This window comes from Nocardia sp. NPDC049149 (assembly GCF_043197455.1).
GTDB lineage: Bacteria > Actinomycetota > Actinomycetes > Mycobacteriales > Mycobacteriaceae > Nocardia.
Genome location: NZ_JBICTD010000002.1, coordinates 46,528 through 66,789, shown reverse-complemented (window position 1 = coordinate 66,789; position 20,262 = coordinate 46,528). Strand labels below are relative to the sequence as shown.

Annotated in this window: 20 protein-coding genes; 9 read left to right on the top strand and 11 right to left on the bottom strand. The window is 68.3% G+C overall.

The features are described 5' to 3' along the window. Positions 1-12 precede the first annotated feature (12 nt). The 9 genes from ACGFNJ_RS06015 to ACGFNJ_RS05975 all read right to left on the bottom strand — a co-directional run bounded on the left by ACGFNJ_RS06015 (position 13) and on the right by ACGFNJ_RS05975 (position 7,401). Entirely contained in the window at positions 13-753 is a 741-nt protein-coding gene (locus ACGFNJ_RS06015) for an SDR family NAD(P)-dependent oxidoreductase (protein ID WP_393443936.1), read from the bottom strand. Beyond that, positions 750-1,769 (bottom strand): phosphotransferase family protein, encoded by a 1,020-nt coding sequence (locus ACGFNJ_RS06010; protein ID WP_393443933.1) that lies wholly within the window; start codon positions 1,767-1,769, stop codon positions 750-752. The genes ACGFNJ_RS06015 and ACGFNJ_RS06010 overlap by 4 nt, the downstream gene beginning before the upstream one ends. A 37-nt stretch (positions 1,770-1,806) precedes the next feature. Then, positions 1,807-2,976, bottom strand: coding sequence for a thiolase family protein (locus ACGFNJ_RS06005; RefSeq protein WP_393443931.1), 1,170 nt, complete (start codon positions 2,974-2,976; stop codon positions 1,807-1,809). Positions 2,977-3,019: 43 nt separating this feature from the next. After that, positions 3,020-3,334 carry a hypothetical protein gene (locus ACGFNJ_RS06000; RefSeq protein WP_393443928.1) on the bottom strand — a complete coding sequence of 105 codons (315 nt, stop codon included), beginning with the start codon at positions 3,332-3,334 and terminating at the stop codon, positions 3,020-3,022. Positions 3,335-3,395: 61 nt separating this feature from the next. Beyond that, on the bottom strand, positions 3,396-4,298 hold the full coding sequence (locus tag ACGFNJ_RS05995) for a hypothetical protein (RefSeq protein ID WP_393443925.1): 903 nt from the start codon (positions 4,296-4,298) through the stop codon (positions 3,396-3,398). A gap of 64 nt (positions 4,299-4,362) precedes the next feature. Further along, positions 4,363-5,412, bottom strand: coding sequence for an ABC transporter ATP-binding protein (locus tag ACGFNJ_RS05990; RefSeq protein WP_393443923.1), 1,050 nt, complete (start codon positions 5,410-5,412; stop codon positions 4,363-4,365). Beyond that, positions 5,409-6,167, bottom strand: a complete 759-nt coding sequence (modB, locus tag ACGFNJ_RS05985) for a molybdate ABC transporter permease subunit (protein ID WP_393443920.1) — start codon at positions 6,165-6,167, stop codon at positions 5,409-5,411. The genes ACGFNJ_RS05990 and modB overlap by 4 nt, the downstream gene beginning before the upstream one ends. A gap of 44 nt (positions 6,168-6,211) precedes the next feature. Next, the gene (modA, locus tag ACGFNJ_RS05980) at positions 6,212-6,991 is read right to left on the bottom strand and encodes a molybdate ABC transporter substrate-binding protein (RefSeq protein ID WP_393443918.1); all 780 of its coding nucleotides are present in this window, start codon (positions 6,989-6,991) and stop codon (positions 6,212-6,214) included. 11 nt (positions 6,992-7,002) lie between these two features. Then, positions 7,003-7,401: a molybdopterin-binding protein gene (locus tag ACGFNJ_RS05975; protein ID WP_393443916.1), complete on the bottom strand. Its 399-nt coding sequence runs from the start codon at positions 7,399-7,401 to the stop codon at positions 7,003-7,005. Between the two features lie 35 nt (positions 7,402-7,436). Here ACGFNJ_RS05975 and ACGFNJ_RS05970 point away from each other — a divergent pair, with 35 nt between their 5' ends. After that, the gene (locus ACGFNJ_RS05970; RefSeq protein WP_393443914.1) at positions 7,437-7,736 is read left to right on the top strand and encodes a hypothetical protein; all 300 of its coding nucleotides are present in this window, start codon (positions 7,437-7,439) and stop codon (positions 7,734-7,736) included. On the opposite strand, the gene ACGFNJ_RS05965 is transcribed toward ACGFNJ_RS05970, so the two are convergent. Beyond that, a complete protein-coding gene (locus ACGFNJ_RS05965; protein WP_393443912.1) occupies positions 7,733-8,998 on the bottom strand; it encodes a PucR family transcriptional regulator in 1,266 nt (421 codons plus the stop codon). The two genes, ACGFNJ_RS05970 and ACGFNJ_RS05965, sit on opposite strands and share 4 nt — an antisense overlap. A gap of 219 nt (positions 8,999-9,217) precedes the next feature. Here ACGFNJ_RS05965 and ACGFNJ_RS05960 point away from each other — a divergent pair, with 219 nt between their 5' ends. The 8 genes from ACGFNJ_RS05960 (at position 9,218) to ACGFNJ_RS05925 (ending at position 19,294) form a co-directional block, all read left to right on the top strand. Further along, complete coding sequence (locus ACGFNJ_RS05960; protein ID WP_393443910.1) at positions 9,218-10,594, top strand: lipase family protein; 1,377 nt, start codon at positions 9,218-9,220, stop codon at positions 10,592-10,594. 177 nt (positions 10,595-10,771) lie between these two features. Beyond that, positions 10,772-12,703 carry a hypothetical protein gene (locus tag ACGFNJ_RS05955; RefSeq protein ID WP_393443908.1) on the top strand — a complete coding sequence of 644 codons (1,932 nt, stop codon included), beginning with the start codon at positions 10,772-10,774 and terminating at the stop codon, positions 12,701-12,703. Positions 12,704-12,728: 25 nt separating this feature from the next. Next, entirely contained in the window at positions 12,729-14,321 is a 1,593-nt protein-coding gene (locus ACGFNJ_RS05950; protein ID WP_393443906.1) for an ABC transporter substrate-binding protein, read from the top strand. 74 nt (positions 14,322-14,395) lie between these two features. Beyond that, on the top strand, positions 14,396-15,760 hold the full coding sequence (locus ACGFNJ_RS05945; RefSeq protein ID WP_393443904.1) for a glutamine synthetase family protein: 1,365 nt from the start codon (positions 14,396-14,398) through the stop codon (positions 15,758-15,760). Then, positions 15,741-16,496 (top strand): gamma-glutamyl-gamma-aminobutyrate hydrolase family protein, encoded by a 756-nt coding sequence (locus ACGFNJ_RS05940; RefSeq protein WP_393443902.1) that lies wholly within the window; start codon positions 15,741-15,743, stop codon positions 16,494-16,496. The genes ACGFNJ_RS05945 and ACGFNJ_RS05940 overlap by 20 nt, the downstream gene beginning before the upstream one ends. After that, positions 16,493-17,854, top strand: a complete 1,362-nt coding sequence (locus tag ACGFNJ_RS05935; RefSeq protein WP_393443899.1) for an aldehyde dehydrogenase family protein — start codon at positions 16,493-16,495, stop codon at positions 17,852-17,854. The genes ACGFNJ_RS05940 and ACGFNJ_RS05935 overlap by 4 nt, the downstream gene beginning before the upstream one ends. Further along, on the top strand, positions 17,851-18,642 hold the full coding sequence (locus ACGFNJ_RS05930) for a 3-oxoacyl-ACP reductase (protein WP_393443897.1): 792 nt from the start codon (positions 17,851-17,853) through the stop codon (positions 18,640-18,642). The genes ACGFNJ_RS05935 and ACGFNJ_RS05930 overlap by 4 nt, the downstream gene beginning before the upstream one ends. Positions 18,643-19,096: 454 nt before the next feature. Next, positions 19,097-19,294, top strand: a complete 198-nt coding sequence (locus ACGFNJ_RS05925; RefSeq protein ID WP_393443895.1) for a hypothetical protein — start codon at positions 19,097-19,099, stop codon at positions 19,292-19,294. 251 nt (positions 19,295-19,545) lie between these two features. Here the strand turns inward: ACGFNJ_RS05925 and ACGFNJ_RS05920 are convergent, their stop codons facing one another. Next, positions 19,546-19,911 carry a hypothetical protein gene (locus ACGFNJ_RS05920; protein ID WP_393443893.1) on the bottom strand — a complete coding sequence of 122 codons (366 nt, stop codon included), beginning with the start codon at positions 19,909-19,911 and terminating at the stop codon, positions 19,546-19,548. Positions 19,912-20,262: the final 351 nt, after the last annotated feature.

Genomic DNA, 20,262 nt, shown 5'->3' with positions numbered 1-20,262 from the left:
CCGGTCCAGGCGCTAGGCCCGCCAGAGTTGTTCGCCCGCGCGGGAGATGACGATGTTCGGGATCACCGCGTTGCGTGAAAGGCGGGTGATCGCCAGCACCATCTCGGCGATGTCGCCTGGGGTGAGCATCGCGGACTGGTCGAGGACGTCGCGTTTCCATGCGGTCATGTCGGTGTCGACGTAGCCCGGCGAGATGGCGGTCGCGGTGACACCGTTGGCCGACTCCTCCAGGGAGACGGTTTCGCAGAGCGAGATCAATGCCGCCTTGGTTGCGCCGTAGGCGGCCAGGCCCGCTTCGCCGATGACGCCGGTGATGGATGCCAGCGCAACGATTTTCGCGCCACGCCGCGGGTCGTCCGCCGCGCTCTTGCGCAGCAGCGGGAGGGCGGCCTGGATCAGCGTGATGGGGGCGCGGAAGTTGACGTCGAGCATCCGCTCGTAGGTCTTCGGGGGCATATCGGCGACGGTGCCCGCCGTGCCGGTGCCCGCGCTCAGCACGAGGGCATGCAGACCGGCGAAGCGCTCGGCATGGGCGTGGACGAGGGCGCGGACCTGATCGGGATCGTTCATCTGGGCGACAACGGGATACACCTCGGCGCCCGTCTGCTCGCGCAGCCTGGCCGCGGTGTCGGTCAGCGCGTCCTGGTTCCGCGCGGCGATGGTCAGGTGGTAGCCCTCCTCGGCCAAGCGGCGGGCGACCTCGGCGCCGATGCCGCGGGAGCCGCCGGTGACGAGGGCGCTGCGCACGCTCATGCGAGGCTTTCCGATCCGGCGTCGAGGAGCAGCGGCACGGCGGCGCCGATCTGGGCGAAGCCGTCGCCCACCGTTTTGCCCGCAAGGAAGCGCTGGTGGATGCCCTCGGCGATGACCGCGAGTTTGAAATAGCCGAGTGCGCGGTAGAACGGGAGTTGGTCCAGCGGGTAACCCGTTGCGGTGGCGTAACGTTCGGCGACCTCGTCGACGGAGAGGAAGCCCGGGTTCGCGCTCGGTGCGTGCCGGACGCCGAGCACCGGCTCGCAGCGGGCATCCCAATAGACCTGGAGTAGGCCGAGATCGGCGAGCGGGTCGCCGAGAGTCGCCATCTCCCAGTCCACGACGGCGGCGATGCTGCCGAAGTCGGTGCGGGCCACGATCGTGTTGTCCAGTCGATAGTCGCCGTGCACGATGGTCTCGCCTGCCTGCTCCGGTATGGACCTGCCCAAGGCGTCGGTCAGCCGGTCGAGGGAATCGAGTTCGCGAGTGGCGACCCGGTCCCATTGGCCGCGCCAGCGTTTCACCTGTCGGGCCAGATAGCCTGCGGGACGGCCGAACTCGGCGAGACCGACGGCGGCGTAATCCACCGCGTGCAGTGCGGCCAGCGTGTCGACCAGGGCTTCGGAGCAGGCTCTGGCCTGCTCGACGGTGAGGGCGGCGGTCTGGTCGCCGTCCTGCAGCACATGGCCGTCCACGAAGGAAACGACCGCGAACGGCACGCCGATCACCTCGGTGTCCTCGCACAAGGCGATCGCCTGTGCGACAGGGACATTCGTGCCCTGCAAGGCGGCGACGATGCGATATTCGCGGGCCATGTCGTGCGCGGTCGGCGTGAGCGGGCCCAGCGGCGGGCGGCGCAGCACCCAGTCGTGCACGCCGTCACCGATCCGGTAGGTGAGGTTGGACTTGCCGCCCTTGAGCAGGGCCGCGGTAAGCGGACCCGTGGTGCCGGGCACTTCGGCGTCGAAATACCGTTGCAGCGCGGGGAGATCGAGCCCGGCCAGTGCCGCGGTCATCGGATCGCCCCTACCGTGTTTTGCTTCGGGGTGCGGATCATCCGAGGCGCTCGATGATGGTGGCGTTCGCCAATCCGCCTGCCTCGCACATGGTTTGCAGGCCGTAGCGGGCGCCGGTCTGTTCGAGGTGGTTGACCATGGTGGCCAGGATACGAGTGCCCGACGCGCCGAGTGGATGGCCGAGGGCGATCGCGCCGCCGCGCGGGTTCAGTTTGGCCGGGTCTGCGCCGATTTCGTGCTGCCAGACGAGTGGGACCGGGGCGAACGCCTCGTTCACCTCGTAGGCGTCGATGTCATCGATGCTCAACCCCGCCCGTTCCAGGACTTTGCGGGTGGCCGGAATGACCGCGGTGAGCATGAGCAGCGGATCGTCACCGACCACCGAGAATGCGTGGAACCGCGCCCGCGGCCGCAGGCCGAGCTTGGTCGCCGCCTCCTCGCTCATGATCAGCGCGGCCGAGGCGCCGTCGGTCAGCGGCGACGAATTGCCCGGCGTGATCGACCATTCGATCTCCGGGAACCGGCGGCTGAACTGCTCATCGACGAACGCGGGCCGCAAACCCGCCAGGCCTTCGGCGGTCGTGCTCGGCCGGATGGTCTCGTCCGCGGTCAGCGTGCCCGCGGCCACCAGCTCCTTGTCGAACCCGCCTGCCGCCGCGGTCTCGGCGGCAAGTCGATGCGACCGTGCCGCGAACTCGTCGAGTGCCGCCCGATCGAACTTCCATCGCGCACTGATCACCTCCGCCGCAATCCCTTGCTGCACAAGACCATCCGGATACCGATGGGCCAACGGCCCCTGATTCGGATCCTTGCCCTGCGCATTGGAGAACATCGGCGCCCGGCTCATCGACTCCACCCCGCAGGCGATCGCGATGTCGTACGCACCCGACAGCACGCCTTGCGCCGCGAAATGCGCCGCCTGCTGACTGGACCCGCACTGCCGATCCACCGTCGTCGCAGGCACCGACTCCGGAAACCCCGCCGCCAGCGCCGCCGTCCGACTGATGTTGAACGCCTGCTCCCCACTCTGCGTCACACACCCGCCGACCACATCGTCCACCAACGCCGGATCAAGCCCATTCCGCGCCACCAACTCGCTCAACACCCCGGCAAGCAACGTCGCCGGATGCACCCCCGACAACCCACCCCCAACCTTGCCCTTCCCGGATGGTGTACGAACAACATCGACGATGACGGCGGACCGCATAGCCCTCTCCGATCAGCTAAGTTAGTAGAGATTCTCTACTAAGTTAACACGGATTCGCTACCGTAGGCAGCGGTCCTGGCTCTACCTCCAGGTCGAATTCCCACTCGAAGATCGCTTCGAGGCTATCGGCGACGAGAGCGGCTTCGAACCATTCGTACAGTTGCTGTGGGTCGGATTCTCGGACTTCCTCACGCACGTCGTCCGGCACCGTGAAGCCCCGTTTGGCGAGGGTCCGAAGGAGCAATTCTGCGAGGGTTTCCCTTGCTCCGCGCACAAAATGCCAGACGTAGCTTTCGGCATAGAACTTTGGGCAGGCTGGATTGATGACGCTGTCGACGGCCTCGTCGTAGAAGGCCATCGAGTCGCCGTCATCGAGCAGCCTGTTCGCCCAGTCCTGGTGAAGGCCCATGGTCGCGGGCTCAGTGGTCGAAGACAGATTCGATGGTGTCGGCCGACATCGCTCTGTCGGCCCATGTCTCGAGCTGTTTGGTGTTCGAACAGGATTGGATGCGTGCGCGCAGGTTGTCTGTAACGACGAAGCCTCGTGCGTTGAGGATGCGAATGAGCATCTTGGCCTCGCCTGTGACCTCTCCTTCGGCACGCCCTTCGGCTCGACCCTTGTCGATGAAACCGTCGATGAATTCGTCTCGGTAGGCAGGGCTGGCCATGAGCTCCTCCAGGGCTTTCTTGACCGCATGCGAGGCGGCTTGCTGGACAAATCGAGTGTAGGTGGTGCGGGTCTCGGGATCGAGGGTGGCGAGTTGGTCGAGGACCATGCGACGGGTGGCGTCTTCGTGCAGGTCGAGGGCTCGGGTGACGGCGGCCAGGACGGTGAGTTCGGGGGCGATGGCGGCGAAAGCGGGGTTGGTGGGGTCGGGGGTGTTGTGCGGGCCTATGACGATCGGGGCGAGATCGAAGCCGGGGTGGCCGGTGTGGATGGTGCGGCGGCAGGCGCGGGCGGTGGCACGGCTGGAGGCGATGACGACGAGGACGGCATCGCAATCGTGTTGGGATTGGGCGACGGAGACGTAGGCGGGCCAGGCTCGGCGCTTGCTGGGTTTGGGTGGGTCTGATTGGGATTCGGTGATGACTGCGAGTTTGCCGCCGTCCGTGCCGTGCAGCAGGGTCACGGCGTCGGCGCGGAATTCAGGTGGTTCGCAGGTGCTGAGGTTGCTGTCGGTGACGGTGGCGGTCGCGTCGACTGGTAGCTCGATGTCGGTGTCGGCTAGCAGCGCGGCAACCAATTCGGGTTTGTGGCGCAGCAATTCGAGGGGAACTTCGTGACGGATCTTCGGCATGGCGGCGAGAGTGTCAGCAGGCACCGACAGATTTTGTGTATCGCACCATAGTTGGGCACAGTGTGTCGCTACGTGGCGGGAGTGCGGATTACGCGGGGTAGGTGTGGGTTTCAGTGGCTTTCACCGCGGCCCACAGTTCGGTGCCTGGCTGGAGTCCGAGGTCGGCGACGGTGGCGGGGGTGACGTCGGCTAGGACAGGTGGGGTGCCGTCTAGTCGGAGGCGGATGGTGTGGGCGTGTTGTTCGATGTCGGCGATGGTGACGGGCCAGGTGTTGCGTGGGCTGCCGGTGGGGCGGTGGGGGTGCAGGCTGACGGCGGTGGGGGCGAAGGCGATGTGCACGGGGCCCGTTGCGGGTTCGGCGGCGGTGAGGGTGCCGCCTGTGTCCAGGTCGATGGTGGTGCCGGTGGCGGTGCCGCGATAGAGGTTGAGGCCGACCAGGTTTGCCACGTAGTCGGAGCGCGGGCGGCGGGCGACCTCGCTCGGGGGACCCTCCTGGGTGATGCGGCCGTGCTCGAGGATGACGAGGCGGTCGGCGAGCACCATCGCGTCGAGTGGGTCGTGGGTGACCAGCACGGTGTGGCCGGGGTAGTCGGCGAGATGGTGCGCGAGGTCGGAGCGCACCCGCACTCGGGTGCTCGCATCGAGCGCGGCGAGCGGCTCGTCCAACAGCAGCAGGGCGGGGTCGGTGGCCAGGGCGCGCGCCAGGGCGACGCGCTGGGCTTGACCGCCGGACAGCGCCTGCGGTTTGGCGTGCAGGTGATCCGCGAGACCGACCCGTTCGAGCCACTCGGCGGCGACGGCACGGGCCGCGCCGCGGCGACGGCCGCGAGCGCGCAGCCCGAACGCGACGTTCTCCACCGCGCTCAGGTGACCGAACAGCAGGTAGTCCTGGAAGACTACGCCGACCTCGCGCCGTTCGGCGGGGACGAACACCTTCGGCGGTGCGTCCCAGGTCTTTTCGCCGATCCGCAGGGCGCCGCCGGTGAGCGGGGTCAGCCCGGCCAGCGTCCGCAGCGCGGTGGTCTTGCCTGCCCCGTTCGGCCCGAGCAGGGCGACGACTTCGCCAGGCGCAACCGACAATTCGATGCTCAACTCGAAATGCCCGCGGCTGACCCGAAGTTCGGCCTCCAGCGTCACACCGCCCCCCGAATCCACCGCTCACGCAACGCGACCAACACCACAACCGACACCGTCAGCAGCACCAGACTGAGCACGATCGCATCGTCGGGATCGGATTCCAGCGCCAGGTACACCGCCAACGGCATGGTGGTCGTCTTTCCGGGAAAGTTGCCTGCGAACGTGATGGTGGCGCCGAATTCGCCGAGCGCCCGCGCCCAGCAGAGCACCCCGCCCGCCACCACACCGGGCAGCACCGAGGGCAGTGTCACCCGCCGGAACGTCAACCAGCGCGACGCACCGAGCGTCGCCGCCGCCTCCTCGAACCGTGGATCCGCCGCCCGCAGCGCCCCTTCCACCGAGATCACCAGAAACGGCAGCGCCACAAACGCTTCCGCGACAACCACGCCTGCGGTCGTGAACGGCAAGGACACCCCGAACCATTCGTACAGATACTGCCCGATCAGCCCGCGTCGGCCGAGCACGAGCAGCAGCGCAACACCACCGACCACGGGCGGCAGCACCAACGGCACGGTCACCAAAGCCCGCAACACCCCGCGCCCTGGCAGTTCCCCGCGCGCGAGCAACCACGCCAGCGGCACCCCGAAGATCAGGCAGAGCACCGTCGCGAGGCTCGCACACACCAGCGAAAGCCGAAGCGCCTGACCGACTTCGGCGTTGATCAGCCGATCGGGCAGCCCGCGCCACGGCGCCCGCAGCAGCAGGCCGACGAGCGGGACGAGCAGAAACGCCAACGCGCACAGCGCAGGCAGCATGAGGACGAGCGGTCGCCGCCCGCGTGCTGCCCGCCGCCGCGGTGTCACGGAGCGTCGAATCCCGCCTTGGTGAACACCGCCCGTGCCTGTGCCGACTTCACGAAATCGACGAATGCCGCGGCCGCGGCCGCGTTCGGCGCGTGCGCCAGTGGCGCGACCGGATAGTCGTTGATCGCCTTGCCTGCCTCGGCGAAGTCGATGCCCTCGACCTGGTTGCCCGCGGTAAGCACGTCGGTCCGGTACACCAGCGCGGCGTCGACCTCGCCGAGTTTGACCTTGGTCAGCACCGCTTTCACGTCGGCCTCCCTGGTGTCGGGCTGTGGGGTGACGCCCGCGGCCTCGAACACCGTCTTGGCGGCGGCGCCACATGGCACCTGCTCGGCGCACAACGCGATCTTCGGTTCGGCCTTGCCGAAGTCGGCGAGTCCGGTGATGTGGCCGGGATTGCCTTTGGGCACCGCGATTTCCAGCCGGTTGCGCACGAAAGTGACCGGCGTGCCGGTCACCTCACCTTTGTCCTTGACCTGCTGCATGTTCTTCGGCGCCGCCGAGGCGAAGACGTCGGCGGGGGCGCCCTGGTTGATCTGTTCGGCGAGTGCGGAACTCGCGCCGAAGCTGTAGATCACCTTGACGCCGGGGTGCGCGGCTTCGAACTGCTTGCCGAGCTCGGTGAACGTCTCGGTCAACGAGGCCGCGGCGAAAACCGTCACGGTGCCGCCGATCTGGTCCGTGCCGGTCGGCGCCGTCTTGTCGTCGGCGCCGCAGCCGACCAGAGCAAGCGCGGCGGCGCCGGCCACGGCGACGGCACACAGCGAACGAATCATTGTCGGCCTCATCAACTTTCCGGAATTTCTACGACGACGTGTGTCGATTTGACCGAGGCGACGGCGACGCTGCCCACTTCGAGCCCGAGCTCGTCGACCGATTCCCTGCTGAGCAGCGACACCAGCCGGAACGGTCCGGCTTGCAGCTCGACCTGCGCCATCACGGTGTCTTTGACGACCCGCGTGACGATGCCGCGCATCCGATTGCGCGCGGAGGCGGCGATGGTGACGCCGGTCTCCGGGGCTTCCGCGGTGGCCTGGAGGAATTCGGCCAGCTCGCGGCCGCGCACGCCTTTGCGCCCGTTGCCGAGTTGGACCGCGGTCAACCGACCCTGGTCGATCCACCGCCGCACGGTGTCGTCGCTGACGCCCGCCAGCGCCGCCACCTCACTGATCCGCAAATCCGACACGATGGGCAGTTTATTGCCGTGTCTGCGGAAAGCAAGTGGGCGTTTTATCCGAGATCGCGGTGTCAGGACGGTCCGGGTTCGGTGGATCGCACGACCGTTTCCTCCGTTATGCGACCACTGTGTTCGGTGTGGCGCAGACGGCCGGTGAACTGCCTCACAACGGCGGCGACCGCGCTGACCAGCACTACATTGGAAGGCGTTTGCAGTCCCACTCTGATGGAGGAATTTCGGTGCCGCTGCTCGATCTGGGTTCGTCCGCTTTGAATCTCGCGAATGTCGTCACGTCTATTGCCGCCAACATCACCTACCTGTTGCAGGCCTGGCACGTCATCTAAGTGCCGTCCTGACCCGGCGGCCCCGCGATGTGCGCGGCGGCCGCCGGGTACAGGCGATGGATAGTGAGCGCCGCCGCGAGCATCCTGGAGTCGTGCGGTTCGGTCGGATCGATGCCGGTGAGCTCGGCGACCCGGCGCAGGCGATAGCTGAACGTATTCGGGTGGACGTGAATTTCTGCGGCCGCCGCCTTCCGATCGGAACCGTGCCGTAGCTGTGCGTCCAACGCGACCATCAGGTGGGGACTGCCCAGGATCGGCGTTATCCGTTCGGCCAGCCGATCCCGCGCGGGTCCCGGTCTGGTCAGCTGATATTCGAGCAGCAGATCGTCCAGGCGATAGACGCCCGTCGGGCGGCCGAGCAGGCGCGCGAGTTCAGCGAGGTCGGTGGCGTCCCGCGCCGTCTGCGGCACGGCTTCGCGTGCCGCCGAACGGTATTCGGCAACGAACACCGGAACCCCGAACTGCTCGGCGAGCTCGGCGGCCAGCTGCGCGGAGCGCTGCGCGTCGACCTCGGTCTCCAGCACGGTCGGCAGCAACGCGATCCCGGTCGCGCCGTCGAAGGTGGCCAGCGCCGTCGTGCCTGCGAGGCCGTCGAGTGCGCGCTGCAGGATCCGGATTCGCCGCCTGCTGATCAGCGTGCCCGCGGTACCGGGGTGCTCTTCGTGCCGAATGTGGATGGCCAGCACGGTGTATCGCTCGGCCAGCGCGGTGTCGGCGCGGGCGGCGAGCTCTTCGGCGGGCAGCCCGCCGAGCAATGCGGCGCACAGCGCGCGCCGTGCTTCCCGCTCGGCGTTGAAGATCGATTGCTCGACCTCGGTGTAGGTCTCGACCACCGTGACGTTGATATGCGTCAGCAGGTCGAGCAGTCGGCTGCCGACCACGATCAACTCGTCCAGCTCGGCGGGGGTGGCCAGCTCGGTCGCCTCCCGCAGCACCGCGCGCGCGGAGCCGTGGATGGCTTCGATCAACAGCGGCAACGGAATTCGGTCCTCGGCGTGCCGTTGTGCCACCGGAACGACGAACACCGCGACCTCGGCCCTGGTCAGCACCCGCTGCTCGCCGATGGCGTGCAGCACGGCGCGCCCGCACGCGTAGATGGCGGGCAGCACTTCCGCGGTGAAGTGCCCCTCGGGCAGATCGGCGGCGGGCGGGGTGGCGCCGAGTCCTTCGGCGAGCATGCGCTCGGCGGTCTGCGGCCAGCGGGCGAGCAGCCGGGTGACCAGCGACGCGTCGCGGGCAGGCGGGGTGAGCGCGAGGGACATGAGCCGATTGTTTCCACCGACAGGTTTTGTAGCAAGAATTCCGCAGTACCGGCCGGAACTTTGTCTCGGGCACCAACTTTGCCCGTCGATTCTGTGCTCCGACGCGCAGTGACACCGGCGGGCTGACGGCCATAGATTCGACTGAGCGACGCCGAGACGGCCCTCGTCGGTGGGTCCGCGGGGGAGGCGTGACCACGCCGTTGGAGAGGAACGAACCCGATGAGTGCCGATCCCGCCCTAAGCACGCATGCGTCAGAAGTCGAGCAGTATGGCACCTTTCCGCTGCTGCCCGAGGCGGATCCGTTCTACCTCGCGCCGCTCGGGCTCGACCGGCTGCCACCCGGTGCGATCGTGCGCACCAGACGGATCGAGCTGGCACTGTTCGGTGTTGTCGCACAGCGGATCTCGGCGTGGCAGCTGCTGTACCGAACCTGCGATCTCGACCGAGTCCCCGAGGTCGCGGTCACCACGGTGCTGCTGCCGTGGGGCGCCGATCCGACCGTGCCGCGCCCGCTGGTCTCGTTCCAGTGCGCGATCGATGCGGTCGCCTCGAAATGCCTGCCCTCCTATGCACTTCGACGCGGTGCCAGGGCGGCCGGGTCGATTCCTCAGTTGGAGTTGCCGCTCATCGCCAGCGCGCTGGCGCGCGGCTGGGCGGTATCGGTCCCCGATCATGGCGGCACCTTCGGTCGGTTCGGTGCCGCCCGCGAACCCGGCTACCGTGCGTTGGATGGGATCAGGGCCGCGCTGACCTTCGCGCCGCTCGGTCTGGCCGCCACCACACCCGTTGCGCTGTGGGGTTATTCGGGCGGTGGGCTGGCCACCGCATGGGCTGCCGAGCTGGCCGCCGAGTATGCGCAGGAACTCGCGATCGTCGGCGCCGTCGCCGCCTCGCCGGTCGGTGACCCGGCCGCGGCCTTCGTGCGACTCAACGGTTCGGTGTTCGCTGGTTTCGCCGCGGTTTTCACCGCGGGACTGCGCCGCGCCTATCCCCGCCTGGATCACCTGCTGCGCACCGAGCTGGACGCCCGCTATCTCGGCTGGTTGCAGGCCACCGAGGTGACCGCCACCTTCCCGCTGCTGTATCGGTTCGCCCGCCGCGATATCGACAAGCATTGCCGCGGTGGCCTTTCGGCGCTCATGGACGCGCCCGAACTCCAGCGCGTCCTCGCGGACATCCGGCCGGGTGGCCGCGCCCCTGCCATGCCCATGCTGATCCTGCAGGGGGTGTACGACGAGGTCATCGCCGTCGCCGATGTGGACGCGCAGGTGGCAAGGTACGCCGCCGCAGGCACGCATGTCCGGTACTTGCGCGACCGCCTCAGTACCCACCTGCTCCTGCAGTTCTTGGCCCTTCCGGTGATGGTCGACTGGCTCGCGGACCGTTTCGCGCAGCGCGAACTCGCCCCTGCGGGCACCGAGACCGTCTGGTCGCTGGCGTGCTCGCGACGGGCCGCGCCAGGCCATCTCGACTTCGCCGGACTGCTCGTCCGCATGCTGTTCGCCCGTCCGATCCGCGCGCTGCGGCACTCGGCGCCTTGGCCCGCCGGCGTGCGGCGGCTACCGATTCGGCTGGTCCGCAACCTGCTGGCGTGACGATATCGGTCTTCGGGTACGGAAGCGGCGGCACAAACGTCCGGTCCGGTCGGTACGTACCGCTCCAGACGGTAACTTGTTCGCTTCGATTCGGTAATTCCGTTGTCTCAGAGCGGAATCCGGTTGTTGGGGTGATCGGTAGTTGTTAGGGTGTCGCCAAGCCGAGGGAGGCGATGCTTGGTGTTCGTGGGGCGCACCGATCTACTCGATCTGATCGATACCTTGATCGAGGTTCCGGTGGCGGCCGCGTCCGAGACGCCGAAGCCGGTGCTGGTGGTGGAAGGCTGCGGTGGTTCCGGCCGGACCGCCGTGCTGAACCACGTCCTGGACAAATGGCAGGGGCACACGCCATCGGTGCTGGTCCGCCCGCTGGAACGGCCCTTCGATCTCAACAATCCGGTGCGCACCGTGCTCGCCGCGATCATCCTCGGCCTCAGCGTCGACATCCCCGGCTACGCCGTCGCGTTTCCGCGGACCCTGATCGCCCAGATCGTCATCGCGGAGGATTTCGACAGCCTCCCGCCGAATCAGCAACTCGACAGACTGCATCGGCTGCTCAACCAATACGAACGCCGCGCGGCGCTCATCGGCTTCGTCCGGAACATGATCAACTTCGCCGGTTCGCTTGCCGCCAACATCAAGGTGCCCGGCGCCGACGTGATCGCGCCCGCGGTGGCCAACACGGTCTCCGACGCGATGGTCGGCCGCTTGATGGGCGGGCGGCTGCTCGGCCGATTCACCTGGGGTCCGAAGATCGCCTGGTTCGGGCATCAGGACCTCGGTCTGCGCGGGGTCGATGCCGAGCGGGCGTTGATCGGGCTGAGCAGCAACGCGCGCAGCATCGATCCGCGGACCCGCCGCAGCGTCGACGATGTGCTGATCGGCGCGCTGCTCGCGGACCTGCGGCTCAGCGTCGCCAAGGTCAGGCGCCGGACGTCCAATGTGCTCGTGCTCATCGACGACGGCGACGCACCCGCGGCCGCGTCCTTCACCAGCGCCCTGCTGCGGGTGCGGCAGAGCATCGCTGCCACCGGCGCCAGGCTGTCCGACCCGCTCACCGTGATCACCGCGAGTTCCGGTGCGCTGAGCGATGATCAGGCGGGTCAGCTGCCCGCGCCCGCGGTGTGGTCGGCGCCGTTCGCGCAGGCATCGAGCACGGCGTCCTGGGCGCGGGTGCGGCTGCCCGAGTTGAGCGAGAGCGACGTCCGGCTGATGGCCAAGGACGTCGACCCGTTCCAGTCCGAAAGCATCGGCGAGTCGGTCTATCGGCTCACCCGTGGCCATGCGGCGGCGACCGAGTACCTGCTGCGCCGGATCAAGCTGGACCGGGAGCTGCTCGGTGATCTCGACGGCCTGCTGCGCAGTGCGGGGCCGGAGGCGGGCATCACCGCCGAGCAGTATCTGCTGCGGATCTTCGTGCGTGGGCTGAGCGTGAACAAGCTGGTTCGTCAGGAACTGGTGAACGGGCTCGTCACGGTGTCGGCGGCCCGGCGCAAAGCCGAGGCGCTCGCCCTCGTTGCCCTGCTGCCTGCTGCCGTCGGACACGATTCGGCGCTGTTCAAGTCGCGCACGTTGTGGGCGCCTGCGCCGCAGGGCGGCGTGGAGCAGCTGCCCGCGCTGGTCAGGCTGCTCGGCTTGCGCGCGCTCGCCGCGCGCGCGGACCAGGCGCCGAGCTGGGAGCGGGTATTCCGGCAGTTGTCCGACGGCGTCGGCGCCGGTGACGCCGCGAGCAGGCTGCACCACGCGCGCCTGCTGCACGGTCGCGACGCGGTGGTCGCCGAGCTCGCGGAGCACTTGGCGGAGCAGTCGTCCGCCGAGTGGTTGACGCTCTTCGACGCCATCGTCGAGACGGCCGACCCGGCCAGGCGCGACGCCGATCTGATCGACAGCGACGACCGGGCGCGCACCCCGCGCGAGCACATCGCGGTCCTGCTCGCCCTGGTGCCCGCGTTCGAGTCCGATATCCGGGTCACCGCGGCGGAACAGAAGTCGACGCTCTGTTCGCGGATCGCGCACAGCTACGAGCTGCTTGCCGATCACGCCCGCGACCGGACGCCGTTCCTGCTGCGTGCCAACAGGTATCGCAGGCTCGCGGACCAATTCCAGTGACCCGTTTCGGCGAAGGAGATCAATCGTGGCATCGCGCTATCGGCTATGGGTGATCCCGCGGCTGGACCGGCCGTTCCCGCGCCGGTGGACCGATTGGGTGCGGTTGGCCGTCGTGGTCGTGCTGGTGGTGCTCGCCGGTGCCGGGTTCGCCTCGGGGGAGACGCTGCACCGCGCATTCACCTGTAACGAGAGCTGGTTGCCCGACACCGCGGCGTGGCAGGCAGGCGATCGCTGCGTCGGATTATCTGAGGGCCCATACGCTTTCGACCTCGACGCGTTCAGTCAGGTGTTCGGCGTGATCGACGCGCAGAACCGCGCGGCCGCCGACGAATGCCCTGGCAGCCCCGCGACCGTCGGTGTGCTGCTGACCATGACCGATCAGCTGGCGGGCAGCAGGGCCGTGCACGAGCTCGAGGGGATGGCGGTAGGCCAGCGCAGGGCGAACAGCACCGGATGCCTGCATCCGATGCAGCTCGTGATCGGGCAGATCGGTGACTACCAGCGCAACGGCGACCCGCTCGGTGTTGCCCGCGCGATGGCGGCGCGGGCGGACGTGGTCGCCGTCGCAGGCATCGGCCTCAGCCACCAGAGCACCGCCGAGGTCGCCGAAGTGCTTGCCGCGGCGGGGATTCCGATGGTGTCCGACGTGGTCACCGCCGAGGGATTCGACCAGGACGGTTCGAAGACGGACACCCCCGACTTCACGGGCTGCGACAAGGGCAACTCCTACGCGGACGGCATCGCCAGCGACTACATCTATCGCGTCGGATTCCGGGTCGCCGTCCAGGTGCAGGCGATCGGCGCCGTGGTCACCGGCAGGCCGGACTTCATCATGGTTCCGGTCGGCGGATCGGACCCGTACACCTGCACCACGCTGCCGTTTCTGCAACGCCAGTACGGCGGAAACCTGATCGAGGTCAAGTTCGACACCTCGGAACCGAGCACCGTGCCGCAGACCGCGAAGCGGGTGTGCTCCACCGTGAAGGACGTGACGATCGCCTACATCGCCCGCGGCCGCGATCTGGGCAGGCTGCTCTACAGCCTCGACGAGGCCTACGCGAACGGCCAGTGCGCGGCGACCTCGGTCACCGTGGTCAGCACCTCCGACGGCAACCGGCTGCGCACCGTCGAATCGGATCCGGCGCTGGAGGACCTGCGGACCAAGGCGCTGTCCTCGAAGACCTTCGTGGACGGCCGGGTGCGGCTGCTGTTCACGTTGGTCGCCGGCGCGGACGGACCGCATGCGAGCAACCCCAACTGGACCGTGTTCGAGCAGGCGTACCGGGACGCGGGCTTCGACATCGCCCATGTCGGCGACGGGTGGGCGGTCAACGCCTACGACGCGGTGACCACCATCGACACCGCGCTGCGCAGCCTGCCCGCCACCAGTCCGGTGCGGCGCAGCCAGGTGAACGCGACCATCAGCGGCTTCTCCGCGCCCGACGCGGCGGTGCCCGGCGCGGGCGGTCCCATCATCTTCGACAACAGCGGCAACCGCACCGGTCAGACACCGCAGGTCGTCCGGCTGTGCCCGGTTACCACCTCGGTGGATCGCCCGCCGTACGTGCCGACCGTCGAGGCGCGGCCTGGCGAGTCCATTCCCCAGTGTGTGCGCTGAACTTTGTGTGTCCCATCACAAATGCCGCCGATTTGCTCTAGCGTGAGCACGGTTGGTGCCGAGAGGGGCTGTGGATGCGTAGCGGGATGTTGAGTCTGGCGCAGTTGCGTGAGCGGGTGGCGTCGGGGGAGATCGACACGGTGTTGGTCGCGATGACCGACATGCAGGGCCGGTTGCAGGGAAAGCGTTGCGCGGCACGCTATTTCCTGGACGAGGTGGTCGAGCACGCGACCGAGGCGTGCAATTATCTGCTCGCCGTCGACGTGGACATGACCACGGTCGACGGCTATGCGATGTCGTCGTGGGACACCGGCTACGGCGATTTCGTGCTCCGCCCCGACCTGGACACGTTGCGTGCGGTCCCGTGGTGGCCCGGCACCGCGCTGGTGCTGTGCGATGTCGAGCAGGTGGAGCCGGCAGGCAAGCCCGTCGCGATGTCGCCGCGGCAGGTGCTGCGGGCCCAGCTGGCGCGGCTGGCCGAGCACGGGCTGCGCGCGTTCGTCGGCACCGAGCTCGAATTCCTGGTGTTCGACGACAGTTACGAGGCGGCCTGGTCCTCGGGCTATCGCGACCTGCGCCCCGCCAACCAGTACAACGTCGACTACTCGATGCTCGGCACCGCGCGCATCGAGCCGCTGTTGCGCCGGATCCGTACCGAAATGGACGGCGCGGGTATGTATGTCGAGTCGGCCAAGGGGGAGTGCAACCCCGGCCAGCACGAGATCGCGTTCCGCTATGACGATGCGCTCACCACCTGCGATAACCACAGCATCTACAAGACCGGGGCCAAGGAGATCGCCGCGCAAGAAGGGCGCAGCCTCACCTTCATGGCGAAATATAATGAGCGCGAAGGTAATTCGTGCCACATCCACATCAGCCTGCGCGGCGACGACGGCGCGGCGGTGCTCGCCGGCGACGAGGCGAACGGCTGGTCGCCGCTCATGGGCCATTTCGTCGCGGGCCAGCTCGACTGCCTGCGCGAGTTCACCTATCTGTTCGCGCCGAACATCAACTCCTACAAGCGATTCGTGCCGGGCAGCTTCGCGCCGACCGCCATCGCCTGGGGCAGGGACAACCGGACCTGTGCGCTGCGGGTGGTCGGGCACGGCGATTCGCTGCGGCTGGAGAACCGGGTGCCCGGCGGCGACGTGAATCCCTACCTGGCGGTCGCTGCCGCCATCGCGGCCGGATTGCACGGCATCGAGCAGCGGCTCCCGTTGGAGCCGGAGTTCCAAGGCAACGCCTATCGATCGGAGCGGCCACGGGTGCCGCACACACTGCGCGAGGCCGCGCAGCTCTTCGGGGACAGCAAGATCGCGCGGAATGCGTTCGGTGATGATGTAGTGGAGCATTACCGCAACGCGGCGCAGGTCGAGCTGGTGGCCTTCGACGCCGCCGTCACCGATTGGGAGCGAGTTCGTGGATTCGAAAGACTCTGAGGTCCTACCGGACGCTGGGGTTTCTCATCCGCTGATCGGCCTGCCGACCTACGCCGAATCCGCACGCTTCGGCTCGTGGCAGGTCGACAGCGCGGTGCTGCACTTCAGTTATGTCCAGATGGTGGTCGAAGCGGGCGGCATCCCCGTGCTGCTGCCCCCGGTCGGGGTGGCCAGGCCCGAGTTGGTGGCGCGCCTGGACGGGCTGCTGCTGACCGGCGGCGCCGACGTGGCGCCGGATCGCTACGGCGCACCGGCGCACCCGCTCACCTACACCAGGCCCGATCGCGACGATTCGGAATTCCGGCTGTTCGAGCTGGCCCGAGCGGTGGACCTGCCGATCCTGGCGGTGTGCCGTGGCCTGCAGGTGGTGAACGTCGCCATGGGCGGCACGCTGATCCAGCACCTGCCCGAGGTGGTCGGGCACGCCGAACATTCGGGCACCGACGGCGGCTTCACCACCGTCCAGGTGACGACCGTGCCCGGCAGCCGGGTCGCCGCGATCGTCGGGCCGGATGTGCAGGCCAACTGTCATCATCATCAGGCGATCGACCGGCTGGCGGACGGTCTGATTGCCACCGCGCACGCGGCGGACGGCACCATCGAGGCCGCGGAAGCCCCCGATGGCCCGTTTCTCGTTGGCGTGCAATGGCATCCGGAGGTCGACGCGCTCGACCGGCGATTGACCCGCGCACTGGTCGCGGCGGCCGAAGACTATCGAAGGGAGCGTATGTCGTGACGACAACGCAGGTGGTGAACCCGGCGACCGAGGAGGTCGTGACCACGGTCGAGCTCACCGGCGCCGCCGAGACCGATGCCGCGATCGACCGCGCGCAGCGGGCGGCGGCGGCCTGGCGCGAGGTGGCGCCGGGCGATCGGGCCAGGTTGCTGCGCCGGTTCGCCGAGGCCGTCGACGCGGATCTGGAGCGGTTGGCGCAGCTGGAGGTCGCCAACTCCGGTCACACCATCGGCAACGCCCGCTGGGAGGCAGGCAACGTCCGTGATGTGCTGCACTATGCCGCAGGGATCCCGGAACGGCTACTCGGCCAGCAGATTCCGGTCGCGGGCGGTGTCGACATCACCTTCCACGAACCGCTCGGCGTGGTCGGGGTGATCGTGCCGTGGAATTTCCCGATGCCGATCGCGGCGTGGGGTTTCGGGCCCGCGCTTGCCGCCGGAAACACGGTGGTGCTCAAGCCTGCCGAGCTCACGCCGCTGACCGCGATCCGGCTCGGCGAGCTCGCGCGCGAGGCGGGGCTGCCCGAGGGCGTCTTCCAGGTGCTGCCCGGCAAGGGGTCGGTGGTCGGGCAGCGGTTCGTGACCCATCCCGCGGTGCGCAAGGTGGTGTTCACCGGCTCCACCGAGGTCGGCACGCAAATCATGGCAGGCTGCGCGCAGCAGGTGAAGCGGGTGACGCTGGAACTCGGCGGCAAGAGCGCCAACATCGTGTTCGCCGACGCGGATCTGGAGCGCGCCGCAGCCACCGCGCCGTACGGCGTGTTCGACAATGCGGGTCAGGACTGCTGCGCGCGTTCACGAATTCTGGTGCAGCGCAGTGTCTTCGATCGATTCCTCGAACTGCTGGAGCCTGCGGTGCGCGGGGTGCGGGTCGGCGATCCTGCGCTGGAGTCCACCGAAATGGGCCCGCTGATCTCCGCCGCGCACCGCGAGCGAGTCGCCGCCTTCGTCGAGCCGTCGACCAAGGTCGCGTTCACCGGCGAGCGCCCCGACGGGCCCGGATTCTGGTATGCGCCAACGGTAGTGCTGCCCGGCTCGCCGACCGACCGGGTGCTCACCGAGGAGGTGTTCGGGCCGGTGGTCGCGGTGCTCCCGTTCGAGGACGAGGCCGACGCCATCCGGATCGCCAACGACACCGAGTACGGGCTGTCCGGCTCGATCTGGACCTCCGACGTCGGCCGGGCGCTGCGGGTGTCCCGCGCGGTGGAGGCGGGCAACCTGTCGGTGAATTCGCATTCCTCCGTGCGGTATTGGACCCCGTTCGGCGGCTTCAAACACTCCGGGCTCGGCCGCGAACTCGGCCCCGACGCGGCGCTCGCGTTCACCGAGACCAAGAACGTCTTCATCGCAACGCAATGAACCAACACCGAACAGGAGATGCTTTGCAGCGCTTACAGGATCGAGTCGCCGTCGTCACCGGCGGCGGGAGCGGCATCGGGCTCGCCACGGTCCGCCGCTTCGCCGCCGAGGGCGCGAAGGTGGTCGTCGCCGATATCGACGCCACCAGCGGTGAGGCGGCCGCCGCCGAGGTCGGCGGTCGGTACGTCAAGGTCGACGTCACCGACGAAGCACAGGTCGAAGCGCTGTTCCAGACCGCGGTGGACGTCTACGGCGGACTCGACATCGCGTTCAACAACGCGGGAATCTCACCGCCGGAGGATGATTCGATCCTTACCACCGGCATCGACGCCTGGCGGCGGGTCCAGGAGGTCAACCTGACCTCGGTCTACCTGTGCAGCAAGTACGCCATCCAGCACATGCTGGAACGCGGCAAGGGGTCGGTCATCAACACCGCGTCCTTCGTTGCGGTGATGGGCGCGGCGACCTCGCAGATCTCCTACACCGCGTCGAAGGGCGGTGTGCTCGCCATGAGCCGCGAACTCGGAGTCCAGTTCGCTCGCAACGGAATTCGGGTCAACGCACTGTGCCCCGGCCCGGTGAACACGCCCCTGCTGCAGGAGCTGTTCGCCAAGGACCCGGAGCGCGCCGCGCGGCGCCTGGTGCACATCCCCACCGGCCGCTTCGCCGAACCCGAGGAAATCGCCGCCGCCGTGGCGTTTCTCGCCAGCGACGACGCGTCGTTCATCACGGCAAGCCAGTTCCTGGTGGACGGCGGCATCTCCGGTGCGTACGTGACGCCGCTGTAACCGCGGCTGATGCGGCGTCGTCGCCGGGCATCGGCCCGGCGACGACGCTGAACAGCTCCCGGTTCCGCGCTACCGCACCGGCCGAGTGATTCGGCAGTGGCGCAGAGCGGAGACGCGGGGCGATGCTGTGAACACATCGATCGGATCGACCGACTGCTCACTCGCGGGGTTACACCACAGTGTGCCCAGCGACCATGCATGTGCCGGAACAGCTACGCGGCTGGCGCCGGGGCTGCGGGCGCAGGGGCTGCCGGGGCGGGGGCTGCCGGCGCAGGAGCCGCCGGGGCCGGGGCCGCCGCATCCGGGGAGCCATTCAACATGTTCCCCAGAATTCCCAGCTGTTCGTTCAGGCCTTTGAGCCCTTCCACCGCTCCTGGGTTACCCGCTGGTGCGGTAGCGCCGGGCGCAGTGGGAGCCGCACCGGTTCCGGCGGGCGCTGCTTGCGTCGCGTCGGGTGCTGTCGCGGTTCCGCCAGGTGCTGTCGCGGTTCCGCCGGGTGCGGCCGGAGCAGCCGGTGCGGCGGGTGCTGGTGCGGCCGGAGCCGCGGGTGCCGGAGCAGCGGGCGCCGGAGCGGCCGGTGCCGGTGCGGCCCCTGGTTGAGCCGCTGCGTATCCGCAGGCAGCCGGTGGTTGCGCTGCTGCGAAACCGGTAAGTAGAAGTGACGCGGTTAGCCCTGCGGCGACCGCAGTTCCCTTCAGGTAATTCATGTGGGTAACCCCTTCTCTCGTCGAAGTGGTACATCCGTACATGATGATCAAACGTTCAACACGTTAGTGGCTCACATCTCAGCGGGCAGGAGAATCCGACGTAACTCGCCGAAAACTCCGGTCATCGGCGTCACCCGCCAGTCAAAATGAGGCAACGCCGTCGCCGAGCGGCCGCTCGGCGACGGCGTTGAAACACCTACGACTTACCAGAGCCAGGCAGGCCGGGCATGCCGCCGCCGCCCAGGCCTGGCAGACCGCCGCCCAGGCCCGGCACGCCGCCACCCTTCTGGTCGTCGCCCTTCTGGGTGCAGTCGCACTTGGGTGCGTCGCCCGCCTTGCCGTCGGTGCCGCTCTTTGTGTCACCGTCGGTCCCGCTCTTTGTGCCACCGTCGGTGCCGCCCTTCGTGCCACCGTCGGCGCCGCCCGACTCTCCGGGTCCGGCAACCACGGTGCGGCCGTCGGTCACGAGATCAGTGTGGAACGCGTCGGCTCCTGCGACGCCGGCGAATAGCAGCGACGCGGCCATTCCTGCGATGGCCACGGTTCCCTTCATGTGTTTCATGTGTAGCCCCTTCTCTAGTGAAGTGGTACATGCGTACATGCTGATCAATCGTTCAACACGTTAGTGGCTCACATCACATTGAGCAAAATGGTCCGGTCTACTTTCTGATTTTTTCTGAATGTTCGCTGGAGAAATTCAACGTCCGTGGCAGCCTTCGAAATCGACGCTCGACCTTGCGCTCAATAGCGGAATCGAGTGGATATGGCTGCGGCTCATGGCCGAGAAGATATGCGAAATGTCCTATTCGATAATTCGATCCCCGGTGGCGGGGGGGGGGGGGGGGGGGGGGGGGGGGGGGGGGGGGGGGGGGGGGGGGGGGGGGGGGGGGGGGGGGGGCAAGGCCACAGCGGC

What these genes read in the sequence shown, in the direction of transcription:
- ACGFNJ_RS06015 (WP_393443936.1), bottom strand. Translation starts at nt 753, where the DNA reads ATGAGCGTGCGCAGCGCCCTCGTCACCGGCGGCTCCCGCGGCATCGGC.
- ACGFNJ_RS06010 (WP_393443933.1), bottom strand. Translation starts at nt 1,769, where the DNA reads ATGACCGCGGCACTGGCCGGGCTCGATCTCCCCGCGCTGCAACGGTAT.
- ACGFNJ_RS06005 (WP_393443931.1), bottom strand. Translation starts at nt 2,976, where the DNA reads ATGCGGTCCGCCGTCATCGTCGATGTTGTTCGTACACCATCCGGGAAG.
- ACGFNJ_RS06000 (WP_393443928.1), bottom strand. Translation starts at nt 3,334, where the DNA reads ATGGCCTTCTACGACGAGGCCGTCGACAGCGTCATCAATCCAGCCTGC.
- modB (WP_393443920.1), bottom strand. Translation starts at nt 6,167, where the DNA reads ATGCTGCCTGCGCTGTGCGCGTTGGCGTTTCTGCTCGTCCCGCTCGTC.
- modA (WP_393443918.1), bottom strand. Translation starts at nt 6,991, where the DNA reads ATGATTCGTTCGCTGTGTGCCGTCGCCGTGGCCGGCGCCGCCGCGCTT.
- ACGFNJ_RS05965 (WP_393443912.1), bottom strand. Translation starts at nt 8,998, where the DNA reads ATGTCCCTCGCGCTCACCCCGCCTGCCCGCGACGCGTCGCTGGTCACC.
- ACGFNJ_RS05960 (WP_393443910.1), top strand. Translation starts at nt 9,218, where the DNA reads ATGAGTGCCGATCCCGCCCTAAGCACGCATGCGTCAGAAGTCGAGCAG.
- ACGFNJ_RS05945 (WP_393443904.1), top strand. Translation starts at nt 14,396, where the DNA reads ATGCGTAGCGGGATGTTGAGTCTGGCGCAGTTGCGTGAGCGGGTGGCG.
- ACGFNJ_RS05930 (WP_393443897.1), top strand. Translation starts at nt 17,851, where the DNA reads ATGAACCAACACCGAACAGGAGATGCTTTGCAGCGCTTACAGGATCGA.
- ACGFNJ_RS05920 (WP_393443893.1), bottom strand. Translation starts at nt 19,911, where the DNA reads ATGAAACACATGAAGGGAACCGTGGCCATCGCAGGAATGGCCGCGTCG.